This is a genomic window from Geosporobacter subterraneus DSM 17957, from assembly GCF_900142145.1.
GTDB lineage: Bacteria > Bacillota > Clostridia > Peptostreptococcales > Thermotaleaceae > Geosporobacter > Geosporobacter subterraneus.
Map to the genome: position 1 here is coordinate 43,275 of NZ_FQZV01000028.1, position 13,691 is coordinate 56,965.

The window sequence follows — 13,691 nt, forward strand, 5'->3', positions numbered from 1 at the left end:
TGCAATTATAAATTGCTAAAATTATTTGAAGTATTAAAATTTTTTTTGAAATTTAGAAGGGAAAAGAAAAATCATAAAGAATAATATAAAAACACAGACTAAATGAAAAAGGAGAGATATTGATGAAAAAGATTTATATTGACGGAAACAGTCTAACCATAGAGGACGTAGTAAATGTAGCACGTAATATGTATCCGGTGGCGCTAAAGGAAGAAGCAGTAGAAAAGGTAAATCAGTCTAGAAAAGTTGTAGATGATTTTATAGAAGAAGAAAAAGTAGTTTATGGTATTACCACAGGTTTTGGGAAGTTTAGTGATGTAGTAATCTCTAAAGAAGAGACTAGAGATTTACAGCGAAATCTGATTATTAGTCATGCCTGCGGCGTAGGAAATCCTCTTTCTGAAGAAATTGTTAGGGGAATCATGTTATTAAGAGCCAATGCTTTATCTAAAGGCTTCTCCGGTATTCGGTTGAGTACTTTGAATACTTTGATTGAAATGCTCAATAAAGGCGTTCATCCGGTAATTCCAGAAAAGGGTTCACTGGGTGCCAGTGGAGATTTAGCTCCTTTATCCCACATGGTTCTAGTCATGCTTGGAGAAGGAGAAGCCTACTTCCAGGGCCAACGTCTGTCAGGAAAAGCAGCTATGGAAGCCGCTGGAATTGAGCCTATCCATTTAACCTCTAAAGAAGGTTTAGCCCTTATCAATGGGACGCAGGTAATGACCGCTATAGGTGCATTGACAGTATATGATGCAGAGATGACCATGAAGCTTTCTGACATTGCATCTGCTATGACATTAGAAGCGCTAAATGGAATAACCGATGCCTTTGACAGAAGAGTTCATCAGGTAAGACCGCATAAGGGGCAGCTAAGTACTGCGGAAAATATTCGATCTCTGACTGCCGGAAGCAAAGCAACAACGCGGCAAGGGGAAGTTCGTGTACAGGATCCCTATACCCTTAGATGTATACCTCAGATTCATGGAGCCAGCAGGGATGCCATAGAGTATGTGAAAGACAAGGTGCTTATTGAAATCAACGCTGCTACCGATAATCCACTTATTTTTGCTGATGACAAAGAAGTAATCTCGGGCGGAAATTTTCATGGACAGCCTATGGCATTGGCATTTGATTTTCTTGGTATCGCTTTGTCGGAACTGGCAAATGTATCGGAACGAAGAATTGAGCGGTTAGTGAATCCTCAACTAAGCGGTCTTCCAGCTTTCCTGATCGAAAAAGGAGGACTACATTCAGGGTTTATGATTGCTCAATATGCAGCAGCTGCACTGGTGTCTGAAAATAAAGTGCTTGCCCATCCAGCCAGTGTTGATTCTATTCCATCTTCAGCCAATCAAGAGGATCATGTTAGTATGGGTACGATTGCGGCAAGAAAGGCAAAAGAAATATTGTTTAATACAATGAATGTTTTAGGCATAGAGCTGATGGCTGCAGCACAGGCGATTGATTTTAAAGAAGCGGATCATCTTGGTAAAGGAACAAAGGCAGCCTATGACAAAATTAGGGAAAGAGTAAGCACGCTATACGAGGACCGGGTGATGTACATGGATATTCAGAAATGTGCTGAATTGGTATCGAATCATAGTATCGTAGAAGCAGTGGAAAAAGCAATAGGACAGTTATCATAGAAAAACGGGGGAGAATCTTCCCCCTTTTTTGTTATAATAATATTAGAATTTGACAGGAAAGATGCTATTCGATATAATTTTGTGCGATAAGATAGAAAATAAGGAGAGAGATGAATGGAATTTAATGAAAAAATTGATCGTATTAACTTTCTGGCCAATAAATCAAAAAAAGAAGGGCTTACAGAGGAAGAAAAATTAGAACAAAAACAATTGAGGGAAGAGTATTTACAAAACTTTCGAGAGAATTTTAGAAAGCAGTTAGAGAGTATCAGGATTGTTGATAAGGAAGATTAGGGAAGAATGAATATGTTCTTCCTTTTTATTGTTGAAAATAGAGGAAAAATGTCTAATACCTAGAATATATACATAGAAAATAAGCATCCGTAGGTCAGTGTGCAGATGAATATTGGGAGGGATACATATGGCAGAAAAACAATATGTTATTTTCCGTTTAGGAAAAGAAGAGTATGGTGTTGAAATTGTAAATGTAAAAGAAATATGCGAATATAAAGAAAGTGTGAAGGTACCGAATACACCAAAATTTGTTGATGGAATTATTAATCTAAGAGGGGATATTACACCAATCATCAATCTAAAGAAGCGGTTTCATTTGGCTGAAGGGGATATCAATTCCGATACCAGAATTATTGTAATAAATATTCAGAACCGACAAGTTGGATTTATCGTTGATGAAGCATCACAGGTGCTTAGAATTAGTGAAGAAGATATTGAACCTGCACCAGACCTAGTGGCAGGAGTAGATAGAAAATATATTATCGGCGTAGGTAAACTTGCTGATCGTATTATCCTGTTATTAGATTTAGAATATATCCTTTCAGAGGATGAAAAGGAGAAAATTCAAAGCATATAAGAAATGCTGGTACTCAGCCGTCATTTTTTGTATTTTTACTTCTATTATCATAATAAGGAGATGAAAAAGAGATTATTCTGTAAATAAAAATAATTTATTTGACAACAGGTTAGCCTAAAATTCATCCCTATAGATAGTATATAATTCATATATATATACAACATATGGGGGTGCCGCTAATGAAGAAGGGGTTATTAGTATTTCTAATGCTCATTGCGATATTTGTCCATGGAAAATTAATTTTTGCAAATGAAAGCAAGACAGAAGAGAACATAGAAAAGAATGTAGAAAATATGGGCAGTGAGTTGGTTTTAATTGAGAATTTATTTAGGGAAAGAACGCATATATGGAATGACTTATATGAAAGCAACAGAAAGTTGGAGTTCTATAAGGAAAAGTTAAGTCAGGTGGTAGCTGAGCCTTTGTTAGCTTTTGATCTGGGGGTTTTAGAATCTTTGCTGAATGATCCTACAGATTTAGATAGAGTGCTGGAAGTAAATGTAGTTCAACTTGAGGATTTATACTACGGAAAAACCAATATGATATCAACAGCAACGATTTTATGGAAAATGAAAGGATTAGAAGCACAATATGTTGAAGAAATAAGATATAAGGTTATCCTGGTAAAGGACAAAGGAGTTTGGAAGCTGAGTGATTATAGCGTTATTCAATAAAAGACTGCAATTAAAGCAGTCTTTTGATTTTTGTCACGATAAAACTGGTTCAACGCAAAAAGTAAAAGATGGAAGCTATATAATTTCAAGAAATGACAGATATAGATAATTAGTACTATTTTCTTGAAATTGTAAATAAATTATGATAGAAAACAGGAGGATTATGCACTATAAATGCAGAATTTAGATACACGGATCAGTATAATAAGATGTATTATGTCGAAACAATAATATCCAGTAGGTTAGAGGTGCAGGTATGTATAAACCTTCTTTAGACGTAAAGAAATTAAATGATATTGTGAAAAACACCATTGATTCTCTCGAAAAGGGGAAAAAAGAGATATTTGACATTGCAGAAAGCGCCAGAAATGAGTGTAGAAGTGCTGAACAGGATTTGGAATCCATAAAAAGGGCTGCATCTCAGTTGATAGAAGAAGTAGACATGTTGGTCATGTTGGAAAAGAAAAGCAGGCAAAAGCTTGTGTTGGTAAGTAAGGATTTTAAGAAGTTTACAGAGCAGGATATCAAGGCTGCTTATGAAGAAGCCAAGGACTTGCAAATCAAAATGACCCTTAAGCGTCAGGAAGAAAGAGAGCTAATCAAGAGAAGAGGCGAGTTGGAGCGTAGACTGAAAAATGCTTATGAAGTGGTTAAAAAAGCAGAGCGGCTTGTATCACAAGTAGGCGTTGCTATGGGATATTTAAGCGGCAACTTGAGAGATGTATTTGAACAACTAGAGGATATCCAGCAAAAGCAAGTAATGGGGATAAAAATCATTAAAGCTCAAGAAGAAGAACGACAAAGGGTTGCCAGAGACATTCATGACGGACCGGCTCAATCTATGGCCAATGTAGTTATTAAGGCTGAGATTTGTGAGAAGCTCATAGACCGAGACATAGAGAAAACAAAGTATGAACTAAATCAGTTAAAAAACTTTGTAAGAGATGCACTGAAGGATCTGAGAAAAATCATATATGATTTACGACCTATGTCGCTGGACGATTTGGGATTGGTCCCGACAATACAAAGGTTTATTATTAACTTTGAGGACGAAACAAAAATTAATGTCAATTTTTCAGTAATGGCTAAGGGGCTCTCCATTGATTCAATTATTCAGCTTTCCGTTTTTCGTATTGTACAGGAAGCTTTGCACAATATTAATAAGCATGCTAAAGCCAGTACTGTTGTGATAAAACTTGAAGTAATGCATAAAAACATAAACATGATTATAATTGATGATGGTGTTGGATTCAATGTAGAGGAAGCTTTTAGGGCGACGAAAGAAGAAAGTAGTTATGGACTATTCATTATGCGGGAGAGAGTAGAATTATTGAAAGGGACTATTGAAATTAGCAGTGATATCGGTAAAGGAACAAGAATTCGAGTAAGTATTCCTTTAGGTGAAGAGGAGGAATTATATGATAAAAAGTAAAATTAAAGTTTTAATTGCGGATGATCATGCGCTTATGAGACAGGGACTAAAGCAAATTCTAGAACTTGAAGAAGATATTGAGGTAGTTGGATTAGCAGTAAATGGTGAGGATACGATAAAAAAGGCGCAGCAGCTAAAACCACATATTATTTTACTGGATATCAATATGCCTCAAATGAATGGCATACAAGCCCTACGGAGATTAAAAGATATGGGCGTCGATGCCCGCATCATTATGTTAACGATTCATGAGGATAAGGAATATCTTTTTGAGACGATTAATTTAGGTGCCTCAGGATATGTCTTAAAAGATGCAGAATCTTCAAGCTTAACAAAGGCCATTCGAGACGTATATGCCGGTGATTCCTACATACATCCTTCTCTGGCTTCTTCCCTGGTACGTGAATTTAATAAAAGAGGGGTAAATGACGAAGACTTTAAACGAGAGCGATTGACCAGAAGAGAATATGAAGTACTTATTCTTATTGCTGAAGGACAGAACAACAAAGAAATTGCTGAAAGCCTATTCATTAGCGAAAAAACTGTAAAAAATCACGTTTCCAATATATTTAAAAAGATAGATGTAAATGATAGAACTCAAGCTGCAATTTATGCCTACAAGCATAATATCAAAAAGATCTAAATTAGATCTTTTTTTATTGTAAAAATATTGATTATCCATGGTAAAAGTGGAAAAATTATAATAAAATGAAATTGTACATAAACACAAAAAAATAATCATATATATAGTAAAATTTGTACGGGGAGGCGATGAAAGTGTCAGATAATTTAATTGGCAAGGAATTGAAGCGTAGAATATTCCGAGCGTTTAAAAACGGGTGGGATCTACTGGATGATAAGGAAAGTGAGGCCCTATTCAAATTAAATGAAGAATATAAGACTTTTTTAGACAAAGGAAAGACCGAAAGAGAATGTATACATGAAATCATACAAACCGCAAGAGACAATGGATATATTTCTCTAGAAGAATTAATTATAGGAAACCAAAGGCTGGAGCCAGGAACAAAAATCTATGTGAATAATCGGGATAAAGCTGCTGTGATGATCGTTATCGGCAGTGAACCAATCGAAGCAGGTATGCATATCATTGGAGCCCATGTAGATGTGCCAAGATTAGATTTAAAACCAAATCCACTATACGAGGATGGCGGCTTGGCCTTTTTTAAAACCCATTATTACGGAGGAATCAAAAAGTATCAATGGACAGCTATACCATTAGCACTCCACGGCGTTGTGATAAAGAAAAACGGCGAGAAAATAAATATCGTTATTGGAGAGGATGAAAAGGATCCTGTTTTTTTCATAACAGATTTATTGCCCCACCTTGCGAAGGATCAACTGGAAAAAAAGTTGAATGAAGGTGTTACAGGAGAGGGACTCAATATTTTAGTTGGGAGTATCCCATTTAGAGACTATGAAATAAAGGAACGCGTTAAGCTAAACATTATGAGACTTTTATATGAAAAATACGGGATTGATGAAGAGGATTTCTTTATAGCAGAAATCGAGGCAGTGCCAGCGGGAAAGGCTAAAGATGTTGGTTTTGACAGCAGTATGGTAGGTGCCCATGGCCATGATGATCGGGTATGTGCATTTACTGCACTCAAAGCAATACTCGGGATCGAAGTGCCCAATAAAACTGCTGTAGCGTTATTTGTTGACAAAGAGGAAGTTGGAAGTATGGGCAATACAGGAATGGAATCCAGATTTTTTGAAAACACAGTGGCAGAGCTTCTAATGTTGCAAAATCAAGGCCCTGTTGAAATTTTGATAAGACGGGCAATGGCAAATTCAAAGGTGCTTTCAGGAGATGTAGGCGCTGCCTTTGACCCTAATTATCCGGATGTATTAGATAAGAGAAATGCGGCATATGCAGGCAAGGGTGTTATTTTGATGAAATATACCGGCGTACGTGGAAAAAGTGGTTCTAATGATGCGAATGCAGAGTTTTTAGCGGAGGTTCGGAATATATTTAATCGTAATGGGGTGCTGTGGCAGGTAGGAGAATTAGGTAAAGTTGACCAGGGTGGCGGAGGCACGATAGCCTACATACTGGCCAACTATGGTGCGGATGTAGTTGATTGCGGGGTTCCGGTATTGAGCATGCATGCGCCTATGGAGATCGTCAGCAAGGCAGACGTATACATGACTTATAAGGCTTATCAAGCCTTTTACAAAGCATAATAACCGGTTGAACCGGTTATTATATTTTTTTGATAATATTTGGATCCCTGTGTTCAATGACGTAGTTTTTAAAAGTTTCCGCCAAAGGAGACAAAGTACGGTGCCGATGATAGGTAAAATAGAAACTGCGATGCAAATCCAGATCTTCTATTTGTATTTTCTTTAAAAGCTTAAATTTAACTTCATCTACGATGGAAAGCTCTGATACCACAGATAATCCCAGCCCCAATCGGACACATTCTTTAATCGTTTCTGTATTTTCTACATAAGCAACCACATCTAGATTCTCGATGGTGACATCTTGTAACTGAAGGGCGCGTTCAAATATTTTTCTCGTGCCGGACCCTTCTTCGCGAAGGATTAATTTACTGTTTTTCAAGGTTTTGATGGAGATGGAATCCATAGTTGTATAAGGTTCTGTGTATGGTGCGATAACTACCAACCGATCTTCCATAAGGTTTATATAGTTAAGCTGTTTTTTGTCTTCCCGAGCACCTACGATGCCGAAGTCAATTTCACCGCTAATAATAGAATCTACTACTTGAAGTGAATCGAAATGGAGCAAATGATATTTTACATCAGGATAAATTTTATGAAAGGAATTTAACAGTTGGGGAAGAATATATTGTTCAGGAGTAGTACTCGTAGCAATTTCAAGGGTGCCTTCTATTTTGCCTTTAAATTGCTCTAGATTAAAGAGTGCCAATTCCCGCTTATTCAGTATGTCCAAAGCGTGAGCATATAGGATCTCACCGGCTTTTGTTAATGTAACCTTTTTGTTGGTGCGATTAATTAATATTGTACCTAACTGATTTTCTAAATTTTGTATGTGGTTGCTGATCGTAGGCTGTGTTAAAAATAAATAATCCGCTGCTTTCGAAAAGCTTTTGAATTTTGCAATAGCCACAAATGTTTCCAGCTGGCGAAAGTCCATAAAATCACTCCAATATCTTTTTTCATAAATTTATCTTATCATGTAGCAGTATTTATATCAAACTGAAAATTAGAATCCAAATGAGACGGTTTTGACCGGAGAAGGTTTTTGTTCGTATAATGCTTGATAAAGCTTAAAATATTTTAGAGTAAATTTGCATAATAATAACTAGATCAATCTGTGCGAAGGGATGATTCCATGGATCTTCAAAGACTAAAGTTTCTGATAAAGCAGAGAGAAGGTACAAAGCTGGATTTTAAAGAAAGTCTAAACCTGGATACAGAATCCGGGAAGAAGGAATTCGCTAAAGATATTATTGCTATTGCCAACAGTCTAGGAGGACGAGGTTATATTATTGTTGGTATTAAAGACAAGAGTAAAAAGATAATCGGAATCAACCCTGACGAATTTGTGGAAGAGAGAATTCAACAGATCATTAGTTATCGCTGTGATCCTCCTATAAATGTAAGAGTTGAGCACGTTCTGTATGAACACTGTCACATCGGAGTTATCACCATATTTAAAAGTGGGCAAAAGCCTCATCAAATGAGACAGACCGGTGCATTCTATATACGACGGGGATCTACAACCGATTTTGCCAGGAGAGATGAGATTGCAAGCATGTTTCAAGAGGCAGGTCTTATTAACAATGAATTAATACCTGTCTACCATAGTGATATTGGAGATTTAGATAAGAACAATATCAATCACTATCTCAGCAAGATTGGAATGGTCGTAGAGGAATCTTTAGAAAAAGAGGTATGGCATAATATGGGCATTTTACATATGGATGCAGAGACAGGAAAGGCATATCCTACAGTGGGGGGGCTGCTTCTGTTTAGCAATTATCCTCAGAATTATCTGCCCCATGCTGCAATAAGATTTGTTCTTTTCAAAGATGGAGATAAGACTACCCATAGGATCACAGGAAATTTGATTCATTTGCTGGAGGAATGCAATCAGCGGATTCGGAATTTCTTTTCAGGGCAGGATTACCCGACAGAGAGTGTTTATGAGTGTATTATAAATGCGGTAATACACCGGGATTATTTTGATATTACGAGGGATATCGTTGTGGCAGTCAGTGATTACAAAATTGAAATCAGCAATCCTGGCGCGTTGGCGAAGGGTAATACGATGGAATCTGTATTTAGGGATCATAACCACTCCGTAAGAAATAAGTGGCTGTATGAACGGCTGATGATATTGGATGATAATCATAGGATTTTACGAAAAGGAATGAATTTGAACAGAATCAATAAGTTGTTTGCAAAAACCGGTGGTGTGCGGATCATCAATCTGGAAAAAAGAAATCTATTTAAAGTCATATTACCTGGAATGAACCAAATTAAAAAAAAGGATAAGTAAATTATCCATTTTTATAATGTTTGCAGGAATTGCATTTTTCATAATCTTTTTCAGAGCAGGGATTCACATGAATGAGCACATCTTTTACATCAGGGATTTTTTCCAGTACAGAGTGTTTAGCCTGACCAGCTAAATGATGCCCTTGTTCCACGGTTATTAAGGGGTCAACACATATTTTCATATCTACTAAAATCTGAACCCCATATTTTCTGGCCTTTACATCATGTACCGAGCGAACACCCTCTACAGACATAGAAATCTGCCTAATCTCATCCATAACCTCTTTTGGAGGTGCAGTATCCATCAATTGATGGAGTGCTTCCAAGTAAATGGAAATAGCAGCTTTGATAATCATTGCCGAAACGACGATACCTGCTATTGGGTCTAATATAGGATAACCGTAAATTGCACCTGTTATGCCGATAAGGGCTGCAATTGAGGAAAAGGCATCGGTTCGATGATGCCAAGCGTCAGCAATCAAAGCCTGACTTTTTATTTTTTTGCCTATACCTACAGTATAACGATACATCCATTCCTTAAAGATAATCGAAATAAGTGCTGTCCATACAGCGATAGTATTTGGAGGTTCTAGAGCAGGGTCTTTTAAAGTATTGTATGCTGATAGGCCAATTCCCAGCGCAGTAACCACCAGCAGAATAGCAATAAGTTTTGAAACGATGGACTCCGCTTTGCCGTGACCATAGTGGTGTTCTTCATCAGGAGGGCGATGTGAGATCTTTAGGCCATGCAGGACAATGGTGGTTGCTAATATATCAGATCCAGAGTGAAAGGCATCGGCAACCATGGCGGTACTGCCTGCTATATAGCCTACCGTTGCTTTAAGGGCAGTCAATAGGACATTTCCAATAATATTCATCAAAGAGGTTCTTCTGCCGATCTGAAATCTTTGATTGTCATCCATATATACATTTCCTTCCTAATTTGTGAATCATTTTGAATATAGCTTTCTATTAAAATATTATACCCAGCAATGCTGATTTCATTAAGAATATTTTTTAGGATTATAAAAAATAAGTGAAGGAATTTAAGAAATTGAATCGAATTATGAAAATAAAGAAAATTACAATATCTCTAGGAGGAAAAGGTATGCAGGGCATATTTCATCTAAGAGATGTTATTGATGTGGAAATATTACAGGAGATACAGGACAAGTTTGCTGAAGCCACTGGCTTTGCAGCGGTAACAGTAGACTACCAAGGAAAGCCGGTTACGAACTATAGTAACTTTTCTAGATTCTGTAAACTAATTCGCTTGAATAATCGTTGTAGAGAAGTATGTGAACAATCTGATGCACACGGCGGTTTAGAAGCTGCAAGGACAGGTAAAACCTATATTTATCGATGCCATACAGGTTTAGTGGATTTTGCAGCGCCGATCATTGTACAAGGACAATTTCTAGGCTCTATTATGGCCGGACAAGTACTGGTAGAGGAAAGTAAATTGCTTACATTAGATAACATCGTTAAGAAAGTAGCAGGTTGGGATCAAAATCAGGAGATTTTAGATGCATATAATGAGATTGCTGTGATTCCCTTTGACAAAATTGTTGCAGCTGCAGAAATGATGTTTCTCGTTTCAAATTATATTGTAGAAAAGGGAATTATCAACATTGTTCAGCAAGAGCTGCACAACAAGAATATCAAGCTAATGGAAGAAATGAAGGCAAGAATAGAACTGGAAAAGGCATTGAAAGATTCAGAACTAAAGACCCTGCAGTCTCAGATCAACCCTCATTTTTTATTTAATGCACTAAACACCATAGGCAGATTGGCACTGATTGAAAAAGCAGATAGAACCCAGGAAACCGTTTTTTTATTGGCAGAGATGCTTCGTTATACACTGAAGAAGGTCAATCAAATAGTGACGTTAGAGGATGAAGTATTACATATTGAAAGATATTTAAAGATTCAAAGCATCCGTTTTGGAAGCAGGATTAAATTTCATATTCATATTCCCGATGAACTAAAGGATATAAAAATACCCTTTATGACCTTACAGCCCATCATCGAGAATGCAATTAATCATGGGTTAGAAACGAAGGAGTCTGGCGGAACAATAAAAGTAGAGGGACTATTTTCGGGCAAGGATGTGATCATCATTATTTGTGATGATGGTATAGGAATACCCCCCAGTAAACTTTCATTGATTTTGAAGGAAAACAATAAGAATATCTCGGGAAAGAGCACTACCGGGATTGGAATTAGTAATGTACATCAAAGATTAATTCATTATTACGGGCCTGAGTATGGAGTATATATAGAGAGCCAGCCCAGTGAAGGGACAAAGGTACAGCTAAGAATACCAAGGCAATGAATGAGGAGATTAATTTATGTGTACAAAGATACTTTTAGCAGATGATGAGTATTTAGAAAGAGAAGCCCTAAAAATTATCATTCATGAGGGAATGAAGGATGTCATCATTGCAGGAGAAGCATCTTCGGGTAGAGAAGTGATTGCTTTGCATGAAGAGCATAAGCCTCATATCATTCTTATGGATATTAAAATGCCTGGGATCGATGGGATAAGAGCAACAGAACTCATCAAAAGAGAAAACCCTTATATAGTGATTATTATTATAACTGCTTATGATGAATTTGCACTTGCTCAGAAAGCTATTAAAGCCGGTGCTGATGATTATATTCTAAAGCCGGCAAGGCCTGAAGAAATATTGGCTGCGGTTGATAAATATAGAAATAAATCAAAACAAGGGATATTCAGTAAAGGTGTTGAAGAAGAAACTGCCGCCTTTGAATTATTAAGAAGAGGCGACTATCATGGGTTTAAAAAGGCTTTGAATGAAATATTGGCCCATTCGGCAGGAGAAGTAGAAAGTATAGATGCACAGAGGACCAAAATTATCCAAATGGTTACGGAGGTTTTTAAAGTAGCCCATGAATTTTGCAATAAACCGGAAAAGTTAATTAACTTGCAGTTTCATTCTACGTACGAACTTGGACATCAGAAAAATATAGGTACTATGATTCAATGGTTCAATAATTTGCTAGAAAAGATATATGACACTGTCTTTAGAGAAAATGAAACGAACTTAAATAGAGAATTAGAAATTATACTGCATTATATTGAAAAAAACTTTCATAAGGGTATCACCCTGGAGGATGTTGCTAAGCATGTTGGATTGAGTCCCTTTTATTTGAGCAAATTATTCAAAAAGCAGGTTGGTATTAATTTCATCGAGTATGTCACCAAGAAGAAGATAGATAAAGCCAAGGACTTACTGGTCCAAACCAACCTGCCGGTCATTAATATAGCCCTGGAATTAGGGTTTCACGAGCCAAATTATTTCAGCAAGGTTTTTAAGAAGGTGGAGGGTATAACCCCTTCTCAATATCGGGATAGAATAAGTTGAACATAAAAACAACCAAGTCATCATTTAGACTTGGTTGTTTTTATGTTCAACTTATTCTACAGATGCCAAAAAAGTACAGGTGAGGAACAAAAAAATATCACTACGACAAAATAATACGATACGAAAAATATTTTACAAAATATTCTGAACAATATTTTATACTTATAGACCAATTTTATTTCAAGGTTTATAGATGTGGATTGAGAATTAGTTACACAAATACAAATCGAATATTTGGATGGAGATATAGAAGGGAGGCTGAAAAGTACACAGTAATCTATGGCTTGTGAAAACATTTTCACAAGCCGGTTTCAGCAGAAAATGAGGAAGCGGATAGGAATGATAGCTGAAAAGATTTTTGCAAGAAACAAAATATAAAACAAATTGAAGGAGGAATTCAGTATGACCAAAGAAGCATTAGGAATGGTTGAGACAAAAGGTTTGGTAGGCGCAATAGAAGCCGCTGATGCAATGGTAAAAGCTGCAAACGTATCGCTTGTGGGTTATGAAAAAATAGGATCAGGACTAGTAACAGTAATGGTAAGAGGGGATGTAGGGGCTGTGAAGGCTGCTACAGATGCTGGTGCAGCTGCTGCTGAAAAGGTTGGAGAAGTAGTATCTGTGCACGTCATCCCAAGACCCCACACTGATGTAGAAAAAATACTCCCAAGATAAGTAAAACATATATTTAGAGGAGGTGTAGGCTGATGAAAGAGCAATTAATCGAAAAAATCATGGAAGAAGTAATGAAAAAGGTAGATAGTGCTAAAGTAGAAGAGAAAAAAGAGGTGAAGTGTGAAATGAAAACTTGTTCATTAACTGAATTTGTAGGTACAGCTATTGGCGATACAATTGGATTGGTAATTGCAAACGTGGATAATCAAGTACATGAAGCCATGGGTTTAGATAAGAAATATCGTTCTATCGGAATTATTGGTGCCCGTACAGGAGCAGGTCCTCATATCATGGCTGCTGATGAGGCAGTAAAAGCTACAAACACAGAGATCATCAAAATTGAATTGGCAAGAGATACAAAGGGCGGCGCAGGCCATGGCTGCTTAATCCTATTTGGAGCAGAAGACGTATCCGATGCAAGAAGAGCAGTAGAAGTAGCATTAAAAGAATTAGACAGAACCTTCGGTGATGTATATGCCAACGATGCAGGTCACT

14 protein-coding genes are annotated in these 13,691 nt (G+C 37.0%); 12 read left to right on the forward strand and 2 right to left on the reverse strand.

Translation table 11 applies throughout. From position 1 onward, the window contains the following. Positions 1-122: 122 nt before the first annotated feature. The 7 genes from hutH to BUB56_RS11225 all read left to right on the forward strand — a co-directional run bounded on the left by hutH (position 123) and on the right by BUB56_RS11225 (position 6,831). A complete protein-coding gene (gene hutH / locus BUB56_RS11195; RefSeq protein WP_110941408.1) occupies positions 123-1,649 on the forward strand; it encodes a histidine ammonia-lyase in 1,527 nt (508 codons plus the stop codon). 114 nt (positions 1,650-1,763) lie between these two features. After that, entirely contained in the window at positions 1,764-1,943 is a 180-nt protein-coding gene (locus BUB56_RS11200) for a DUF896 domain-containing protein (protein ID WP_110941409.1), read from the forward strand. 127 nt (positions 1,944-2,070) lie between these two features. Continuing rightward, on the forward strand, positions 2,071-2,520 hold the full coding sequence (locus BUB56_RS11205; RefSeq protein ID WP_110941410.1) for a chemotaxis protein CheW: 450 nt from the start codon (positions 2,071-2,073) through the stop codon (positions 2,518-2,520). 179 nt (positions 2,521-2,699) lie between these two features. Next, a complete protein-coding gene (locus tag BUB56_RS11210; RefSeq protein ID WP_110941411.1) occupies positions 2,700-3,194 on the forward strand; it encodes a hypothetical protein in 495 nt (164 codons plus the stop codon). Positions 3,195-3,450: 256 nt separating this feature from the next. Next, positions 3,451-4,626, forward strand: coding sequence for a sensor histidine kinase (locus BUB56_RS11215; protein ID WP_110941412.1), 1,176 nt, complete (start codon positions 3,451-3,453; stop codon positions 4,624-4,626). Next, positions 4,613-5,269: a response regulator gene (locus tag BUB56_RS11220; protein WP_110941413.1), complete on the forward strand. Its 657-nt coding sequence runs from the start codon at positions 4,613-4,615 to the stop codon at positions 5,267-5,269. The genes BUB56_RS11215 and BUB56_RS11220 overlap by 14 nt, the downstream gene beginning before the upstream one ends. A 128-nt stretch (positions 5,270-5,397) precedes the next feature. Next, entirely contained in the window at positions 5,398-6,831 is a 1,434-nt protein-coding gene (locus BUB56_RS11225; protein ID WP_110941414.1) for an aminopeptidase, read from the forward strand. 19 nt (positions 6,832-6,850) lie between these two features. Here the strand turns inward: BUB56_RS11225 and BUB56_RS11230 are convergent, their stop codons facing one another. Then, positions 6,851-7,765, reverse strand: coding sequence for a selenium metabolism-associated LysR family transcriptional regulator (locus BUB56_RS11230; RefSeq protein ID WP_110941415.1), 915 nt, complete (start codon positions 7,763-7,765; stop codon positions 6,851-6,853). 198 nt (positions 7,766-7,963) lie between these two features. Here BUB56_RS11230 and BUB56_RS11235 point away from each other — a divergent pair, with 198 nt between their 5' ends. Further along, on the forward strand, positions 7,964-9,133 hold the full coding sequence (locus BUB56_RS11235) for an RNA-binding domain-containing protein (protein WP_110941416.1): 1,170 nt from the start codon (positions 7,964-7,966) through the stop codon (positions 9,131-9,133). A gap of 1 nt (position 9,134) precedes the next feature. Here BUB56_RS11235 and BUB56_RS11240 read toward each other — a convergent pair whose 3' ends face one another. Continuing rightward, entirely contained in the window at positions 9,135-10,055 is a 921-nt protein-coding gene (locus BUB56_RS11240) for a cation diffusion facilitator family transporter (RefSeq protein ID WP_110941417.1), read from the reverse strand. 185 nt (positions 10,056-10,240) lie between these two features. On the opposite strand from BUB56_RS11240, the gene BUB56_RS11245 reads away from it, so the two are divergent. From BUB56_RS11245 to pduB, 4 genes are all read left to right on the forward strand, one after another. Beyond that, on the forward strand, positions 10,241-11,467 hold the full coding sequence (locus BUB56_RS11245; RefSeq protein ID WP_110941418.1) for a sensor histidine kinase: 1,227 nt from the start codon (positions 10,241-10,243) through the stop codon (positions 11,465-11,467). 16 nt (positions 11,468-11,483) lie between these two features. After that, positions 11,484-12,521: a response regulator transcription factor gene (locus BUB56_RS11250; RefSeq protein WP_110941419.1), complete on the forward strand. Its 1,038-nt coding sequence runs from the start codon at positions 11,484-11,486 to the stop codon at positions 12,519-12,521. Between the two features lie 402 nt (positions 12,522-12,923). Continuing rightward, on the forward strand, positions 12,924-13,196 hold the full coding sequence (eutM, locus tag BUB56_RS11255; RefSeq protein WP_110941420.1) for an ethanolamine utilization microcompartment protein EutM: 273 nt from the start codon (positions 12,924-12,926) through the stop codon (positions 13,194-13,196). 32 nt (positions 13,197-13,228) lie between these two features. Beyond that, positions 13,229-13,691, forward strand: a 463-nt coding sequence (gene pduB, locus BUB56_RS11260; protein ID WP_110941421.1) for a propanediol utilization microcompartment protein PduB, incomplete at its 3' end; no start/stop codon positions are given.